The sequence below is a fragment of the Oerskovia enterophila genome, assembly GCF_044748475.1.
In the GTDB taxonomy this organism is placed as follows: domain Bacteria; phylum Actinomycetota; class Actinomycetes; order Actinomycetales; family Cellulomonadaceae; genus Oerskovia; species Oerskovia enterophila.
Genome location: NZ_JBIVFZ010000006.1, coordinates 200,796 through 218,487, shown reverse-complemented (window position 1 = coordinate 218,487; position 17,692 = coordinate 200,796). Strand labels below are relative to the sequence as shown.

Below are 17,692 nucleotides of genomic sequence, written 5' to 3'. Positions count from 1 at the left end.
CGAGGTTCGAGTTGCGCATCGGTCTGCTCACAGGTGGCGGGGACTGCCCCGGTTTGAACGCGGCCATCAGGGCCGTCGTCAAGCAGGGGATGGGCGAGTACGGACACACGATCATCGGGTTCCGGAACGGGTGGAAGGGTGTCGTCGACGGCGACATCATCCCGCTCGGGCGCCAGGACATCCGCAACGTGCTCCCGGTCGGCGGGACCCTCCTGGGTACGGCGCGTTTTCACCCGCACGCCTCCGACGGCGGGATCGACGCGGTCCTGGCCACGGTCGAGGCCGAGCGCCTCGACGCCATGATCTGCATCGGGGGCGACGGCACGCTGCACGCGGCGAGCAAGGTCGCCGACGCGGGTGTGAACATCGTCGCGATCCCCAAGACGATCGACAACGACGTGGAGGGCACCGACCTGTCGATCGGGTTCCACACGGCCGTCAACATCGCGACCGAGGCGATCGACCGTGTGCACACGACCGCGGAGAGCCACAACCGTGTCATGGTCGTCGAGGTCATGGGCCGGCACGCGGGCTGGATCGCGGTGAACGCGGGCATCGCCGGTGGCGCCGAGGTCGTGCTCGCGCCCGAGGACCCGTTCGACATGGACGCCATCGAGAAGTTCCTGCGTCACCGCCACCGTGCGCACGCCAACTTCTCGATCGTGGTCGTCGCCGAGGGGGCCGTGCCGCGCGAGGGCAGCAGCATGAACTTCACGCAGGAGCTCGGCAAGTACGGCGAGATCATCGCGGGGTCGATCGGCGAGCGCGTCTCGGCGGAGATCGCCAGGCGCACGGGGTTCGACACGCGCCTGACGGTCCTCGGGCACGTCCAGCGCGGCGGGGAGCCGACGCCGACGGACCGCATCCTCGGCAGCCGCTTCGGTGTGGCCGCGGTCGACGCCATCTCGCGCGGCGAGTCGAAGGTCATGACCGCGCTGCGCGGGGAGAGCGTCGTCCTGGTGCCGCTCGACGAGATCGCCGGCAAGGTCAAGCACGTCCCGGCGGAGCTGCTGCGGGTCGCGCACGCGCTGTCCTGACCGGCGCACGCGCACTGCACGACGGCCGTCCGTGGGACCACGGGCGGCCGTCGTGCGTCGTCGGGCGGGCGCGTTCCCGCGCTCGGGGGTGAACGCGAGAATCTCCCTTTGACCCCTGCGCCATTCCGTCGATAAGATGTCTGACGGTGCAGTGCGCCTACCGCCCTACCTTCTGCCTGAGACGTGACGCCGATCCGTGTCCGTCGTGGTGGGACCGTTCCGTGCTCGGAGCGGAGGTCACCGGTGGTGACCACCACAGCAGCATCCCTATCCGAACTACTTCCTGTCCGCATCGGAGCATCGAACTCAATGACCATCTCCACCCCCGCGAAGTCCGCACCTCAGGTTGCCATCAACGACATCGGCACCGAAGAGGACTTCCTTGCCGCCATCGACGCCACCATCAAGTACTTCAATGACGGTGACATTGTCGAAGGCACGATCGTCAAGGTCGACCGCGACGAGGTTCTCCTCGACATCGGCTACAAGACCGAGGGCGTCATCCCCTCCCGCGAGCTGTCCATCAAGCACGACGTGGACCCCGGGGACGTCGTCAAGGTCGGTGACGCAGTCGAGGCCCTCGTCCTCCAGAAGGAGGACAAGGAAGGTCGCCTGATCCTCTCCAAGAAGCGCGCTCAGTACGAGCGTGCCTGGGGCACGATCGAGAAGATCAAGGAAGAGGACGGCGTCGTCACCGGCACCGTCATCGAGGTCGTCAAGGGCGGCCTCATCCTCGACATCGGCCTGCGCGGCTTCCTGCCCGCGTCGCTGGTGGAGATGCGTCGCGTCCGCGACCTCCAGCCGTACGTCGGCAAGGAGATCGAGGCGAAGATCATCGAGCTCGACAAGAACCGCAACAACGTCGTCCTGTCGCGTCGTGCGTGGCTCGAGCAGACGCAGTCCGAGGTTCGCTCGACCTTCCTGCAGACGCTGCAGAAGGGCCAGGTCCGCCCCGGTGTCGTGTCCTCGATCGTCAACTTCGGTGCGTTCGTGGACCTCGGCGGCGTCGACGGTCTGGTGCACGTCTCCGAGCTGTCCTGGAAGCACATCGACCACCCCTCCGAGGTCGTCGAGGTGGGCCAGGAGGTCACGGTCGAGGTCTTGGACGTCGACTTCGACCGCGAGCGCGTCTCCCTGTCGCTGAAGGCGACGCAGGAGGACCCGTGGCAGACCTTCGCTCGCACGCACGCCATCGGTCAGGTCGTGCCGGGCAAGGTCACGAAGCTCGTTCCGTTCGGTGCGTTCGTCCGCGTCGAGGACGGCATCGAGGGCCTCGTGCACATCTCCGAGCTGGCTGTCCGCCACGTCGAGCTGCCCGAGCAGGTCGTCAACGTCGGTGACGAGGTCTTCGTCAAGGTCATCGACATCGACCTCGAGCGTCGTCGCATCTCGCTGTCGCTCAAGCAGGCCAACGAGGGCGTGGACCCGGAGTCGGACGACTTCGACCCCGCGCTGTACGGCATGGCTGCCGAGTACGACGAGCAGGGGAACTACAAGTACCCCGAGGGCTTCGACCCCGAGACCAACGAGTGGCTCGAGGGCTTCGAGGCTCAGCGCGAGACGTGGGAGTCGCAGTACGCGAAGGCCCACGAGCGCTGGGAGGCTCACCGCAAGCAGGTCGCCGAGGCGCTCAAGGCCGACGACGAGGCCGTCACCTCGGGCGAGTCCACCAGTTCTGCAGCGACCTACTCCTCGACCCCGGTCCAGGACGAGGCTGCCGGCACGCTGGCCTCGGACGAGGCGCTCGCCGCTCTGCGCGAGAAGCTCACGGGTAACTGATCTCCTCCTGGCCTCGCGGCCAGGGTGATCTTCTGACAGGACCCGCCACCTTCGGGTGGCGGGTCCTGTCGTGTCTGGGGTCGCCGAGCGCCGCACGCCAGGTCGCCTAGGGTGTGACGATGCCGTGGACCACCCAGAGCACCAGGACCGCGTACGAGAACCCGTGGATCAGGGTTCGGGAGGACCAGGTCGTCCGGCCGGACGGGGCGCCCGGGATCTACGGGGTGGTCGAGATGCGGTGGCCGTCGGTCTTCGTCGTGGCCCTCACCGACGCCGACGAGGTCGTGCTCGTGACCCAGCACCGGTACGCGACCGGAGCCGTCTCGACCGAGGTCCCGGCCGGAGCGACCGACGGCGAGGACCCCTTGGTCGCGGCCCGGCGCGAGCTCCTCGAGGAGACCGGGCTCCGGGCCGACGAGTGGGTGCGCGTCGGAGGCATGGACGCCCTCAACGGGGTGGCGAAGGCCCCCGAGCACGTGTTCGTGGCTCGAGGGCTGACGGGCTTCCCGCCCGGGCCGGAGTCCAGCAGCTCCGACGGGGCCGTGCTCGGGCGACAGGGGAGCGCCTCCTCGGCCGACCAGGCCGAGGAGGGGATCTCCCGCGTCGAGGCCCTGCCCTTTGGTCAGGTCCTCGGGATGGTCGCCGACGGGACGATCCGCGACGGCGAGACCATCGCGGCCCTCGCACTGGCAGGACTGTGGCTCGGCCGGTTCGCGTGAGTCCTCGGGCGGTCCGCCCGAGGGTGCGTCAGGCGACCACGTTCTCCTCGTGCGCTGAGGTCGAGAGACCGTCGGGACGGACGGTCCCGGCCGCCCCGACGCGCGCAGAACCGTCGCCGTCCGTCGCGAACTGCGTCCGGTACAGCTCCGCGTAGAGCCCGCCGTGCGCCAGGAGCTCGGCGTGGGTCCCGGTGCTCACGACGCGTCCCTGGTCGAGCACGACGATCATGTCGGCCTGCCGGACCGTCGAGAGCCTGTGCGCGATCACGAGCGAGGTGCGTCCCTGCAGCGCCGCGTCCAGGGCGAGCTGGACGGCGGCCTCGGACTCCGAGTCGAGGTGCGCCGTCGCCTCGTCGAGGACGACGAGCGAGGGGGCCTTGAGGAACAGCCGGGCGATGGCCAGGCGCTGGCGCTCGCCACCCGAGAGGCGGTAGCCGCGGTCCCCGACCACGGTCTCGAGGCCGGCCGGGAGAGAGTCGACCAGGTCGGCGATGTGCGCCTGCCGCAGGGCGGTCCACAGCTCCGCGTCCGTGGCCGCGGGCTTCGCGTACCGGAGGTTGCCGGCGATGGTGTCGTGGAACAGGTGCGCCTCCTGGGAGACGACTCCTACGGTGTCCTGCAGCGACCGCTGCGTCACGTCGCGCAGGTCACGGCCCGCGATGCGCACGGACCCGCCCGTCGGGTCGTACATGCGCGTGACGAGCTGCGAGATCGTGGTCTTGCCCGCCCCCGAGGGGCCGACGATCGCGACCATGGCGCCCGCGGGCACGGCGAACGAGACGTCGGTGAGCGTGTCGGTCGTCGGGTCCGAGGACTCGGTCGCCACGGCCTCGAGCGACGCGAGCGAGACGTCCGCGGCGCCCGGGTAGCGGAAGGTGACGTGCTCGAGGGCGAGCGTCGCGCCGTGGTGCGCGACGTCGTCGGACAGGTCGCCCGCGTCCGGCGCGTCCGTGACGGACGGCTCGAGGTCGAGGACCTCGAGCACCCGCTCGAAGCTGACGAGTGCGGTCATGACGTCCACCTGCACGTTGGACAGCGCGGTGAGCGGGCCGTAGAGGCGTGCGAGGTACGCGGTCAGTGCTACGACCACGCCGACGGTGAGCGTCCCGCGGATGGCCATGACGCCACCGAGCCCGTAGACGATCGCGACGGCGACCGAGGCGACGGTCGTCAGCGCCACGCGGAAGACCGTCGCGTACATGGCCGAGGTCACGCCGATGTCGCGCACGCGTCCGGCCTGCTCGGCGTAGGTCGCGGACTCCTGCTCGGGGCGGCCGAAGATCTTCACGAGGTGGGCGCCCGCGACGTTGAAGCGCTCGTTCATCATCTGCGCGGCGTCGGCGTTGAGGGCGTAGCTCTCGCGCGTGATGCCCGCGAGCCTGCGGCCGACCCAGCGCGCGGGCAGGACGAACACGGGCAGGAGCGCGAGCGCGATGAGGGTGAGCTCCCACGACATGGAGAGCATCGCCGCGAGCACGAACACCACGGTCAGCAGGTTCGAGAAGACGTTGGACAGCGTCGAGGTGAAGGCCTGCTGGGCTCCGAGGACGTCCCCGTTGAGGCGCTGGACCAGGGCTCCGGTGCGGGTGCGGCTGAAGAACGCGAGCGGCATGCGCTGGACGTGGTCGAACACCGCAGTCCGCAGGTCGAAGATGAGGCCTTCGCCCACGCGCGCCGAGTACCAGCGCTCGCCGACGCTCAGGACTCCTGAGACGAGGGCGAGGAGCGCGACGACGAGAGCGATCCGGACGACCACGTCCACCCTGCCCGCGGTGATGCCGTCGTCGATGAGGGCCTTGAAGAGGAGCGGGGTGACCGCGCCGGCCGCGGCGTTGAGCGCAATGAGCACGAGGAACACGGCGAGCTGCGCCTTGTAGGGGCGGGCGAAGCCGAGGATCCGCCGGACGGTCCCGCGGTGCAGGCGCTGCTTGGTGATCGAGGAGTCCTGGCGGAAGGTGCGCATGCCGGAGCCGCCGCCGAAGGGTGAGGGGAAGGACACGTGGCCTCCAGAGGGTCGGAGGGAGCGGCGGAGGAGGAGCCTCGACGCCGGTAGTGAGCCTACCTCACCATGAGTTGGTTCACAATATGTCGCACGACGGCTAGTCTCGTGCCTGTGACGACAGACTTCGACGCCGAGAACGCCGAGTTCCTCACCCTCCTGCACGCCGCGATGCGCAGCGTGCGCCGCGAGGCAGGAGAGCGGCTGGGGCGCGCCCGGACGACCCCGGGGCAGTTCCGCATGCTGCGCGCGCTCGCGCACAGCGACGGACCCCAGCGCCCCAGCGCCCTCGCGGGCATGCTCGACGTCGCCCCGCGCTCCGTGACGTCCAAGGTCGACGACGCCGAGGCGGCCGGCCTCGTACGCAGGCTCCCCGACCCGACCGACCGTCGTGCCACGCTCGTCGAGCTCACCGAGGCGGGCCGTCAGACGCTCGCGCAGGTCGCTGCCGAGCGCGAGACCAGCGCAGGGACCCTCCTGGCCCGCCTGGGCGAGGACGACCGGCACGAGCTGCTGCGCCTGCTCCGCGCGGTGGCCGGTGAGGCGGACCAGGTCTCAGGGCGTGCGCACCGGCCATGACTGGCAGGATGGACCCATGTTTCGCGTAGGCCTGACCGGCGGGATCGCAGCAGGAAAGTCCGTGGCCCTCGACCGTTTCGCCGAGCTCGGGGCGTGCGTCATCGACTCCGACGTGCTCGCGCGTGACGCGGTCGCACCCGGGACCGTGGGCCTCGCCGAGATCGTCGATGCGTTCGGCGAGACCGTGCTCGCGCCCGACGGCACGCTCGACCGCGCTCGCCTGGGGACGATCGTCTTCAGCGACGACGCGGCGCGGGCCCGGCTCAACGCGATCGTGCACCCCGAGGTGCGCCGCCTGTCGGCCGAGCGCGAGGCGCTCGTGGCCGCGCGCGACCCCCGCGCCGTCGTCGTGCACGCGATCCCTCTGCTCGTCGAGACCGGTCAGGCCGAGTCCTTCCACCTCGTGGCCGTGGTCGTCGCCCCCGAGGACGTCCGCGTCCGACGCCTCGTCGAGTCCCGCGGCATGAGCGAGGACGAGGCGCGCGCACGCATCGCCGCGCAGGCCACCGACGGGGAGCGGCTCGCTGCGGCCGACGTGACGCTCGACGGCAGCGGAGCGCCCGAGACGCTGCGGGCCGAGGTCGACGCGCTGTGGGAGCGGATCGTCCAGGAGACCGCGGAGGAGCTCGCGTGACGATCCTGCTCTCGGGGTTCGAGCCGTTCGACGGCGCCTCGACCAACACTTCCTGGCAGGCCGTGAGCGCGTTGCGCGACGCGTGGGACGGCGACGAGCCACTGGTCGCCGTGGAGCTGCCCTGCACGTTCGACGGGGCGTGGCCCGCGCTCCGGGCCGCGATCGAGCAGTACGAGCCCCGGGTCGTGATCGCGGTCGGGCTCGCGGGCGGGACGAGCGCGGTCCGCCTCGAGCGGGTCGCGATCAACGTGATCGACGCACGGATCCCGGACAACGCGGGCTCCGCCCCGGTGGACGAGCCGGTCGTCGCGGACGGGCCCGCGGCCTGGTTCACCGGGCTCCCGCTCAAGGCGAGCCTGGTCGCGGTGCGAGCGGCCGGGATACCCGTGGAGGTGTCCAGCACCGCCGGGACCTACGTCTGCAACGCGACCTTCGCTGCGCTCATGCACGGGACGTCGGGTCGGGAGGGGGTGCGGTCGGGGTTCGTGCACGTGCCCGACGGCGAGTCCCTGCCGCTGGCCTCGACCGTCACGGCCCTGCGGGTCGTCGTCGAGACGGCCCGGGCAGACCTCGACGGGTCGCTCGGGGTGGGCGACGACGTGGTGCGTGTCTCGGCGGGCGCCGAGCACTGAGCGCGCTGAACGCTGGCGGTTCCGGACCTCGACGGCTCCGGCGTCGACGAGCAGTCCGCTGTCGAGCCGCGGTGCCGACGGGCACGCCACGGGCCCCAGGGTGATCCCTGGGGCCCGTGGCGTGTCAGGTCCCGATCGGCAGAGCGGTGCTCAGCTCGTGGCGCGGCGGCGAGCCATCACGACGAGGCCGGCACCGGCGCCGAGGAGCGCGACGGAGATCGCGACGACGAGTGCGGTGCGCGCACCCGTGCTCGCGAGCCCGCTCTCCTCCTTCGCCGCGGTCGCGGCCGGGGGAGTGGTGGACCCTGCGGTCCCCGAGGTGGGGGTCTCGCCCGGCGCGGCGACCTTCTCGGCGGGCGTGGTGGTCTTGTCCTCCGAGGGGACGCTCTCGGACGGTGCGGGGGCCGGCGTCTCCTCGGCGTCCGGGACCTCGGGGATCGTGGGCTCGTCCGGTGCCGGGGGCACCACGAGGTTCGTCGGCGGCTCGGGGTCGCACCCGAGCGACGTGAGGCCGATCCACGGGTAGTTGTGGTGCTCGAGCCCGCTGCCGCCGTTCCCGCCGAACGTCAGGTCACCGCCGACCCAGAGCCGGCCGTTGGTGTTGGTGCTCTGGACGACCTTGACCGAGGACTTCGGAGCGAGGATCGATCCGACGGTCTGGCTGTTGCCCGAGAGGGCGAGCGACGTGGCGTCGGGGAAGTTCCACAGGATGCGGGGCGCCCACGCCCCCAGGGTGGCGAACGTGTCGATCCGCTGGTCGATCGACTCTGCCGCGGTGTGGACCATCGCGAAGTCGACGGAGCCGCCCGAGACGTTGACGACGATCGGAGCCGTGGTGCCGACGTTCGCGAAGACGAGCGTGCCGTTCGTCTTCCTCAGCTCCTGGGCCGACAGGGAGAAGACCTGCGTGGCGCTGGTCCCGTCGCCCGTGAGCGAGGCGTAGCCGCCCTTCGTCCCGAGCGAACCCGTCGCCGGGAGGGCCGCGAGGTCGGCCGAGGTCGTGCTGAGCAGGGAGCCCGTAACCTTGGCGCTCTGCGTGGGTGCCGAGCTGTTCGGCTTCCGGGCGCCGCCGTTGAGCTCCATGGTCCCGTCGATCGAGCGCGTGGCCGTGACGTTGCCCCCCTTGGCGATGCCGTGCCCGACGTCGATGCGGCCGCTCGAGACCGAGACGCCGGCGCCCGCGACGATCATGTCGCTCCCGCCGGGCGGGACGATCTGCGATCCGCCGCCTGCGCGGCCGAAGTTCATCAGTCCGCCCGTGGCGATGTCGACCGTTCCTCCCGCGAGGAGCACACCCTCGGACTCAGCCGCTCCCGCGCGGGCCGCGTAGTCGCCCCCGACGAAGACCGCGACGCCCTCGTCGGTGAAGGCGGGGCCACCGGTCGTGATTCCCGGGAGGGTGCTCGACGGCGTGCACAAGGGGGTCGTCGCCAGAGGCGCGGCGACGGCGGCCGGCATCCCGGCGACACCGATCAGTCCGGTGGCCAGTGCGCCCGTGGCGAGCGCGCTGAGAAGGGTGCGCCGGGGGGTCCGGCGCGTCGTGCTGAGGAACATCGATGTCTCCGGGGTGGGGTCGAGGACGTGAAAGTAAGTTCTGTGTACGAATCCAGCTCGGACGAATCCGCCGACGTCCGTTTTGTCGGGGGATAGCACGAGATAGCAAGGATTACGGGCACCCTAGGGCGCTCTGCTGCGACACGCCAAATCCCCTGTCGGGTGAAAGTCCGGCCTCGGGTCGCGGCGCGGATCGCGGCACGGCACGGAGCCGTCAGGTCCGTGTGGGTGGTTCGCCGTACCGTGGAGACATGCGACCCGTCACCGATCTTCAGCGCACCGTCGCTCCTTTCGAGGTCATCTCCGACTACACACCCTCGGGCGACCAGCCGACAGCCATCGCCGAGCTCTCCGAGCGCCTGCGGGCGGGGGAGAAGGACGTCGTGCTGCTCGGTGCGACCGGGACCGGCAAGTCTGCGACGACGGCATGGCTGATCGAGGAGCTGCAGCGTCCGACGCTCGTCATGGCGCCGAACAAGACCCTGGCTGCGCAGCTCGCCACCGAGTTCCGCGAGCTGCTGCCCAACAACGCGGTCGAGTACTTCGTGTCGTACTACGACTACTACCAGCCCGAGGCGTACATCGCGCAGACGGACACCTACATCGAGAAGGACTCGTCGATCAACGACGAGGTCGAGCGTCTGCGGCACTCTGCGACGTCCTCGTTGCTGACCCGCAGGGACGTCGTGGTCGTGGCGTCGGTGTCGTGCATCTACGGCCTGGGGACGCCGCAGGAGTACGTCGACCGCATGGTCCGTCTCGACGTCGGCGACCAGGTCGAGCGCGACGTGATGCTGCGCCAGTTCGTCACCATGCAGTACACGCGCAACGACATGGCCTTCACGCGTGGCACGTTCCGGGTCCGGGGGGACACGGTCGAGATCATCCCGGTCTACGAGGAGCTTGCGATCCGTATCGAGTTCTTCGGCGACGAGATCGAGGCCATCCACCTTCTGCACCCGCTCACGGGCGACGTGGTGCGCTCCGAGCAGAGCGTCAACCTCTTCCCGGCCACGCACTACGTCGCCGGGCCGGAGCGCATGGAGCGGGCCATCACCTCGATCGAGGCGGAGCTCGAGCAGCGGCTGGCCGAGCTCGAGCGGCAGAACAAGCTTCTCGAGGCCCAGCGTCTGCGCATGCGCACCACGTACGACATCGAGATGATGCGCCAGATCGGGTCGTGCTCGGGCATCGAGAACTACTCGCGGCACATCGACGGCCGTGAGGCCGGGACGGCGCCGCACACGCTCCTCGACTACTTCCCCGAGGACTTCCTCCTCGTGATCGACGAGTCGCACGTGACCGTGCCCCAGATCGGGGCCATGTTCGAGGGCGACATGTCGCGCAAGCGCAACCTCGTCGACCACGGGTTCCGCCTGCCCAGCGCCATGGACAACCGGCCGTTGCGCTGGGAGGAGTTCGTCGAACGGATCGGGCAGACGGTCTACCTGTCGGCGACGCCGGGCAAGTACGAGCTCTCGATGTCGGACGGGGTCGTCGAGCAGATCATCCGGCCCACCGGGCTGGTCGACCCGGAGATCGTGGTCAAGCCGACCACGGGTCAGATCGACGACCTGCTCCACGAGATCCGTGAACGGGTCGAGCGCAACGAGCGCGTCCTGGTCACGACGCTCACCAAGAAGATGTCCGAGGACCTCACGGACTACTTCCTGGAGCGGGACGTGCGCGTCCGCTACCTGCACTCCGAGGTGGACACCTTGCGCCGCGTCGAGCTGCTCCGCGAGCTCCGCCTGGGCGAGTACGACGTCCTGGTCGGCATCAACCTGCTCCGCGAGGGGCTGGACCTCCCCGAGGTCTCGCTCGTCGCGATCCTGGACGCGGACAAGGAGGGGTTCCTGCGGTCGGGGACGTCGCTCATCCAGACGATCGGGCGCGCGGCCCGCAACGTCTCGGGCCAGGTGCACATGTACGCCGACAAGATCACCCCGGCCATGGCGCAGGCGATCGAGGAGACCACCCGACGCCGCGAGAAGCAGGTGGCGTACAACCTCGAGCACGGCGTGGACCCCACGCCGCTGCGCAAGAAGATCGCCGACGTCACGGACATGCTGGCGCGCGAGGACATCGACACGCAGGAGCTCCTCGCGGGTGGCTACCGCCAGCCGGGCAAGGGGAAGGCCCCCGTGCCGGGTGGGACCAAGGCGGGTGCGGCCACCAACCGGCTCGCCGGGGTCGCTGCGGGCGAGCTCGCCGACCTGATCCAGGAGCTGAGCGACCAGATGCACGGGGCGGCCGCCGAGCTCCAGTTCGAGCTCGCGGCGCGCCTGCGCGACGAGATCTCGGGTCTCAAGAAGGAGCTGCGTCAGATGCACTCCGCGACCGCCTGACGGGGATCCGCGTGCCGGCCCCAGGAGCGGGCCGGTTCGCGGGGCGGGATGATCCCGCCGCTCATGACGGTTGTGGAAGGCGTGGGCGACTCGCGGCTGCGATGGCCTATGCTTGCTCGGTTGAAGGGGAGTATTCCCGTTGAAGCACTGGTCAGACACCAAAAACGTAGCCCTATCAACCGACGTTTTCAACATGTGGCCCGCACGTAGACCGAACTTCACCCCGTCCGCGTCAGTGCAGCCGTCACTACAGTTCAGTGATGATCAGTGCAGTGCAGTGAGCCTTGATGCGCCCGTCTCAAGCCTCACGCCGGGATGTCTAACGGGTCCGTTTATACGCGTTGATACATCCACATACGCAGATTGGCCCCCGTCCTCCGAAGAGAACGGGGGCCAAGTCGCGTCAGAAGAGTGCCACGAACGGCACCCTCCTGACATCACACGAGCGCGGTCTCCACACCAGGTGCAGTGATGACACCCCACGACACGACAGGGGTTTCAACACCAGGCGCCGTGATGACAGACCACGACGCCGCGGTCTCCACCCCGGGCGCGGTGATGACCTTCGGGCCAGACGACTCAGGCGGCGTCGTGTCCACCACCACGTCGAGCGACACCCGCTGCGTGTTGGACGTGTCGTACGCCCTGAACGCCAACGTGATGTCGTCCCCAGTGTCGGTGACGGTCACCATGCCGTACTGTGCCGCTTCCGCACCTACCGGGTTCGGGTAGAGCCCGCCCGACCAATCCGTGTACGCCGTGGTCTTGATCGACGTGTAGTTACGGAACGGTGCAGCGGCGAACGACGGGAAGGCGCCCCACGGGTTGTGGGTGCCGTTGTCCGCTGCGATGGCGTGCTGGTCGCCGTGGATCGTGACGACCTTGCCGACCGCGCTCGAGGCGATGAACGACCCGAGCTCGGACTTCTCACTCGCGAAGTCTTGCCACTTGTCGCCACCAGACTCGGCCGCCGCGTTGTCGATCCACGCGGCTTCCTGCACCCACACCTTCACGGGTTCGGCCTCTTGGAGCTGGGCCTTGAACCACGCCTTCTGAGTCGCACCCAGACGCGTCGACCCGGCCACCGCGAAGTACCGGGTGTCCGTGAAGATGAACCTCACACGACCAACCACGATCGAGTGGTACAGCCCGTTCGAGTCCGGCCGCGTGTTGTACGGGAAGACCTGCAACGCCGCCGCACGGTTACCCGACGTCCACGCCCCAGGGAACGAGTTGTTCCCACCACCCGCATCATGATCGGACTTCACGTACACGGTCGGCGTCGTCGACACCAAAGACCTGAGCGCCGACGAGTACCCCAACGGCTGCTCAAGATCCGCCCGGTGCGACGCCTGCGACGAGGACGCGTTGTCCGCGTACGTCCAGTCACCCAAGTGGAAGAACAGGTCGGGGTTGCGTGCGTCGAGGCGCCCGAACGACCCCGTGTTGGGGGACGTGAGGGACCCGTTCAGCGAGTCGAAACAGGACCCGAAGCCGAACGTGAACGACGCCTGCGAACCTGCCGTCGGGAGGGTCTTGCACTCGCCGGCTGACGTGAACAGGGGCGTCACGTACCCGTCGGACTCCGTCACCTCGATGTCGTACGCGGCCGTCGTGGCAGCGGCGAGACCAGTGATGGTGGACTTCGCCCACCCGTCGCCGTCCACCGAACCCGACGTGCCGAACGTCGACCCCGACTTGATGCGGACCGACTGTGCGCCCGTGCTCTTGACCGCGACGGTGTACCCGCTCGAGGTGGGTGCGCCGACGATCTTGTACACGATGGTCGGTGCCGCGGGTGCGCCGGATGCCATCCAGGACAGGACGATGGTGCCGTCCGAGACCTGGTGCGACAGGATCGGGAAGTTGCCCCGAGCTGCACGCACCACAGCCGCGTCAGGTGTCTGCGCCGAGTCCCAGTAGTTCGGGCCCGTGAGCAGCGTCTGACGCGACGACCACGTACCCGGCGACGCCAGGCTCGTGGTGCGGTACGACAGGGACTGCGGGGTGTAGATCGACCCGTACGCCACCACCACCTGGTCGTAGGTGAGGGTGATCGTGGGGCGCGTGTACCCCGGGTTCGTGCCACCGTCATCGTCCGGCCCGACCTCGATGTTGGACGAGGTCCAGGTGCCGCCCGTCGACCTGACGAGCAGGTACAGGAGCTGGATGTTCGCGGCGGCGTTCGTGGTCTTCGCGGCTGCGAGGATCCGCCCATCAGGCGCGACGGTCATGGACAGGTGGTCGTCCGACAGGGCACCGGAGGCAAGGGCGGGCAGGGTCTCCGTCGTCCACGAGGCGGCAGCGTAGGACGCCGACGCCTGCGGGATCGAGAGTGCTGCACGCCCGGACCCGTCGTTGCCCGTAGCGAGCAGGACAACCGTCGCGCCCGTCACAGACAGTGCCACCACGCCCGTCGGGAACAGAGACCACCCAGTCACGACGTCCTGCGCCGCACCCCACGTCGCTCCGTTGTCGGTGGATCGGGTCACGGTCACCTTGTTCGCTGCGACCATCGCGGCCCACAGGTACCCGTTCGGGGAGCGGGTGAGGGCGATGGGGGACTGGTCGGTGTTCGCCGGCGTGAGCGGCACGACGGCATCCGTCACCAGAGCCGCGTACGCGGACGCCGTGTTGTACGACGAGAACCGCGACTGAGTCGGGTGACCGCGCAGGATGCCCAACCACCCGGTCGACTGGACCACGGTCGGGCGCGAACCCGACCGCGAATCCACAACCGTCCCCGCGCTGGGCGAGTTCAGGTTCGTAAACAGGCGGTGCCCCGTAGCCGTCGGCAGGACCGCGCCGTAGTTCGCGCCGTCATGCCACGCGACGCGGGTCGTGCCCTTCGTCCACCGTGCGACCGGATCCGTCAGAGACGTCGTCGACACACCCGAGATCGCGCCAGGCGTCCCACCAGCCACAGCCGGACGCAGAGCAATCTGCCACGCCCTGCCGCGGTAGCCGTTGACGTAGGAGAACGTCGCGATCCCAGACGAACCCGGGGACGCCACCACGCCACGATCAACCATGACGCCACGACGACGCCCACCAGTCGCCAGGACAGTCGACCCAGACGGCGCCGTGACGGCCTCCGACCCGGACCCGATGTGCAGGCCCGCGACGATCTGCGCACCAGCCGTCACCGTCGTCACAGACGGCGCGTTGATCGAGTTCCCAACCGACCCGGCCCAACCGCCCGTACCCGACGACAAGCCCACCGCGGCATCCAGCGCGGTCGTCGCATCAGCACCACGCCAGATCGACCACAGCAGGTTGCCCTCGCGCGCAGTGCCGAACGTGACCGTGATCGTCTCCGGGGGAGACGACGGCACCTTGTACAGCCACACGCCCGACGTCACCGCATCCGTAGGCGAGCTCGACCACGCGACCAGGTTCGTCGCGTTCGCCGCCGCCAGTGCCCCTGTCGCGTCCGGAGCAGCCGCAGCCGCGACGTGCACCAGCATGTCCAGGACCACATAGTCACCCGCCGCGACACCCAGGCCCGTGAAGCTGACGTCAAACGTCGTCCCAGAGTTCCCGCTCAACCGGTCGGTGACGCCGTTACCAATCTTGGTGATAGCCACGAATCAGGCTCCGATCAGGTATGGGCGACGAACGTGCCAACAGGCAGGCCCGTAAGAGTGGAGGGGTTCAGGACGATCGCGTTCCCACGCAGAGCAGTCGTGCCCGTCGTCCCCAGCTCAAGGCTCGACGTCCCAGCACCGATCACGCCACGAGCCGCAGCCGCATCCGCGGCCGTCAACAGGCCACGCCCCGTAGCCGTCGAATCCGTGATCTGCGACGCCGTGTGCGTGTGCGACGTAGCCGCAGCACCCAGCGCCGTACGACCGGCGGCCTCAGACTCGGCGCCCATCACGGCGCGTCCAGCAGTGCCCGTGCCCGCCAGGTTCGTCACCGAGACAACGACGACCCCGGACAGGCCGTTGACCGAGTTCACGGCCGTCCCACCGAAGCCATCCAGGATCGTCTGAAGATTCGTGATCGTCGAGATAGCCTGCTGCCCCGTGTGGTTCGCACGGTTCCGATCCGCCGCGGACGACGTCGCGACCGCATTACCAATCTCCGTCGTCACCGCACTCTTCAACGGGTACCGCGCATCACCCCGAGCATCGTTGTGATACTGCGTGTGGTCGTCATTCCCCAAACCAGTCAACGCGCCGTGAGCCGTCACCCCACCGCCACCACCACCCGCAGCAGCAGCCTCTGCCGCAATCCGCGACGCCTCCGCAGAAGCCGCCGAAGCCGCAGACGACGACACCGCCGCAGCCACCTGCGGCTCAAGCACGTCAAGCCGCTTCGCAATGCCCTCAGACGTGTCCAACGGCACCTCAACACCAGCACCCAACGCAGACACCGGCATATCCGCCTCATTCACCCAGAAGCTCGGGATGAACAACAGCGTCGACACCGTCCGGATGGACGACGGAATGACCATCGTCCCGGCCTCGTCCTCCGTGATCGTGACGGGCGTAGTCGTGCCACGCTTCACGATCGTGACGGCCTGCCCCGCCAACTGCGGCAAGGGCAGACCAGAGTTCTTGTCCGTAGCGAGCCTGGCGACATACTGAATACGAGCCACGACGGCCTCCTATGAAGTTGTTGATCAGAAGATGTTCTTGTGTGCCCAGCCGCGCGGATTGTCCGACGTCACGACGAACCCGAGCATTCCGGCAGGAGACCAAACGCCGTACTGATCGAGCATGTATTCCGAGGAGCGCTCAGCCTCAAGAGCAGGGCACCCAAACAAGGTGCGGCCCTCAAACTCCTGGTAGTAGGCATGGTGGTAATGCGCCATGATCCAAAGTTTCGTCGTGCCCAAGTCGGCGGTGTTGCCGAGGATCTGACGCTCAATCGCGGACCGCGTCCGCGTCTCCGTAGACGTCCCGCGACCCTTCTCGATGTACCCGTGCGAGAAGTACGTCTCCACCCCCGACAGCGTCAGGGTCACCCCAGGCCGGCCGGCGCCGATCGTCCAGTCGATGTGCGGTACGCCGTGCTCCTCGAGCTCGACGAACAACTTCTGCACTTGGCGGGCGATGTGCGTTGACGCGTTGTCGTTCGCCGTCGTGACAGGGTCCTTGGATCCGTTCCTGGTCCATTCGCCGTGGTTGGAGATGACGGACGACGCGGACACGGGAACGCCCAGTGCGAGGGCTTGCTTCAGGGTCCACACGCGCAGGTCGAAGTCGAGCTCGAGCTGCTGCGACTGGTTCAGTTCGATCGTGTGGGACTGGTTCGTGTAGTTGTTGCACACGCCCTCGGTCTCATCGCCCATCCACGCAACGTGGACGCCAGCGACGGACAAGCGGCGCGCTTGCTCGAGGTGCTTCGTGACGCCGCGCTTCCAGTTCGCGACGGCCTCCTCGGTGCCCTTCTTCCCCAACTGGGGGTCCGCGATCGGAATCACGTAGGTGCCAGTGGCCTGCTCGTTAACCGACCCAACGGGCACCACGGCGGCCATTAGGTCCTTGCGCCACGCCTCAGTGACTTCGGGGCGCACCATGTCGCGCGTGACCCGGCGGAACCGTGCGGAGTACGAGTAGAGCTGGACGATGTCGCGGCTACCGTCCTCGAGGGTCTTCGACTGCGACCACGTCGAGCACCGGACCGTGTCCTCAACGATCGCGTACTTCGCCGGGTCGGCCTTGAACAACTCGAAGACGTGGTCGAAGTTGTCGTTCAGGGCGCGGTCGAGCTCGACGTTCGTGAACTCGCCACCGGTCGCGTTGGTCGTGAACATGCCCTTGTTCGCGGGCTCGTCCTTCGGCGCGGACGCAGCGGCGAGGGCCTCCGAGAGGCTGCTCATGCGCGCGCCTTGCGGATGGCCTCAGCACCGATCGGGTGCCCGGCGTCCGTGAGGGCCTTCGCAATCACCGTGTTCGGCGTCGCGGGATCCTTCATCGCGGCGACCAGTGCGGCACTGTCCTCGGGGGAGAGGGCCTTGAAGATTCGCTCAAGCTTGGTCTCGGGCGGCTTGGGCCGGGCGTTCTCAAGCAGGGTGGCGAGACTCACGGGTTCGGCTCCTTGGGGGTATGCGAAAGGCCGGGCCATGACGGCCCGGCCTCCTTGGGGGGTGTTGCTTCAGTCGCTCTCGGTGCAGCACGCCTCACGGGCGCGCTGCGACGTGTACACCGTCGTGCAATACGGGCACTCGAACATGGGTCAGCGAGAAACGTCGTCGGCCGGAGGAACGTTCGAGCGCGCCGTCGGGAAGCCGAGGGCGCCCGCGAGGAACGCGTACACGGCGAGCGCGACAGTCAGCGCGACGGGCTGCCCTGCCTCGGCGGCGACGAACCCGGCCTGCGTTGCGAACAGGCCGAGGCCGACGAAGCCGAAGATCGCGTACGCCACCTTGCGGGCGGCGGGGGAGAGGATGTCAGTCAGCAC

General features: G+C 68.8%; 14 protein-coding genes. 7 read left to right on the top strand and 7 right to left on the bottom strand.

The window, feature by feature from the left end:
- Window positions 1–11 precede the first annotated feature (11 nt).
- The 3 genes from ACIPWA_RS18485 (at window position 12) to ACIPWA_RS18475 (ending at window position 3,535) form a co-directional block, all read left to right on the top strand.
- Complete coding sequence (locus tag ACIPWA_RS18485; protein WP_030152443.1) at window positions 12–1,037, top strand: 6-phosphofructokinase; 1,026 nt, start codon at window positions 12–14, stop codon at window positions 1,035–1,037.
- Between the two features lie 309 nt (window positions 1,038–1,346).
- Window positions 1,347–2,816, top strand: coding sequence for a 30S ribosomal protein S1 (gene rpsA / locus ACIPWA_RS18480; protein WP_056651541.1), 1,470 nt, complete (start codon window positions 1,347–1,349; stop codon window positions 2,814–2,816).
- A gap of 119 nt (window positions 2,817–2,935) precedes the next feature.
- Entirely contained in the window at window positions 2,936–3,535 is a 600-nt protein-coding gene (locus ACIPWA_RS18475) for an NUDIX domain-containing protein (protein ID WP_400292039.1), read from the top strand.
- 28 nt (window positions 3,536–3,563) lie between these two features.
- Here ACIPWA_RS18475 and ACIPWA_RS18470 read toward each other — a convergent pair whose 3' ends face one another.
- On the bottom strand, window positions 3,564–5,498 hold the full coding sequence (locus ACIPWA_RS18470; protein ID WP_400292068.1) for an ABC transporter ATP-binding protein: 1,935 nt from the start codon (window positions 5,496–5,498) through the stop codon (window positions 3,564–3,566).
- Between the two features lie 150 nt (window positions 5,499–5,648).
- Between ACIPWA_RS18470 and ACIPWA_RS18465 the strand changes: the two genes are divergently transcribed.
- Genes ACIPWA_RS18465 through ACIPWA_RS18455 form a run of 3 tightly spaced genes read left to right on the top strand, consistent with a single transcriptional unit; the run spans window position 5,649 to window position 7,379 of the window.
- On the top strand, window positions 5,649–6,113 hold the full coding sequence (locus tag ACIPWA_RS18465; RefSeq protein ID WP_056651544.1) for a MarR family winged helix-turn-helix transcriptional regulator: 465 nt from the start codon (window positions 5,649–5,651) through the stop codon (window positions 6,111–6,113).
- A 16-nt stretch (window positions 6,114–6,129) separates the two neighbouring features.
- Complete coding sequence (coaE, locus tag ACIPWA_RS18460) at window positions 6,130–6,747, top strand: dephospho-CoA kinase (protein WP_400292036.1); 618 nt, start codon at window positions 6,130–6,132, stop codon at window positions 6,745–6,747.
- Window positions 6,744–7,379, top strand: a complete 636-nt coding sequence (locus ACIPWA_RS18455; RefSeq protein WP_400292034.1) for a pyroglutamyl-peptidase I — start codon at window positions 6,744–6,746, stop codon at window positions 7,377–7,379. Before coaE ends, ACIPWA_RS18455 begins: the two co-directional genes overlap by 4 nt.
- 150 nt (window positions 7,380–7,529) lie before the next feature.
- Here ACIPWA_RS18455 and ACIPWA_RS18450 read toward each other — a convergent pair whose 3' ends face one another.
- Window positions 7,530–8,933: a choice-of-anchor A family protein gene (locus tag ACIPWA_RS18450; protein WP_400292032.1), complete on the bottom strand. Its 1,404-nt coding sequence runs from the start codon at window positions 8,931–8,933 to the stop codon at window positions 7,530–7,532.
- Between the two features lie 251 nt (window positions 8,934–9,184).
- On the opposite strand from ACIPWA_RS18450, the gene uvrB reads away from it, so the two are divergent.
- Complete coding sequence (gene uvrB / locus ACIPWA_RS18445) at window positions 9,185–11,281, top strand: excinuclease ABC subunit UvrB (RefSeq protein ID WP_400292030.1); 2,097 nt, start codon at window positions 9,185–9,187, stop codon at window positions 11,279–11,281.
- Between the two features lie 437 nt (window positions 11,282–11,718).
- Here uvrB and ACIPWA_RS18440 read toward each other — a convergent pair whose 3' ends face one another.
- From ACIPWA_RS18440 to ACIPWA_RS18420, 5 genes are all read right to left on the bottom strand, one after another.
- Complete coding sequence (locus tag ACIPWA_RS18440; RefSeq protein WP_400292028.1) at window positions 11,719–14,868, bottom strand: hypothetical protein; 3,150 nt, start codon at window positions 14,866–14,868, stop codon at window positions 11,719–11,721.
- A gap of 14 nt (window positions 14,869–14,882) precedes the next feature.
- Window positions 14,883–15,884 (bottom strand): hypothetical protein, encoded by a 1,002-nt coding sequence (locus tag ACIPWA_RS18435; RefSeq protein WP_400292026.1) that lies wholly within the window; start codon window positions 15,882–15,884, stop codon window positions 14,883–14,885.
- Between the two features lie 24 nt (window positions 15,885–15,908).
- Complete coding sequence (locus ACIPWA_RS18430) at window positions 15,909–17,111, bottom strand: hypothetical protein (RefSeq protein WP_400292024.1); 1,203 nt, start codon at window positions 17,109–17,111, stop codon at window positions 15,909–15,911.
- Window positions 17,108–17,317, bottom strand: a complete 210-nt coding sequence (locus tag ACIPWA_RS18425) for a hypothetical protein (protein ID WP_400292022.1) — start codon at window positions 17,315–17,317, stop codon at window positions 17,108–17,110. Before ACIPWA_RS18425 ends, ACIPWA_RS18430 begins: the two co-directional genes overlap by 4 nt.
- A gap of 150 nt (window positions 17,318–17,467) precedes the next feature.
- The gene (locus ACIPWA_RS18420; protein WP_400292020.1) at window positions 17,468–17,692 is read right to left on the bottom strand and encodes a hypothetical protein; all 225 of its coding nucleotides are present in this window, start codon (window positions 17,690–17,692) and stop codon (window positions 17,468–17,470) included.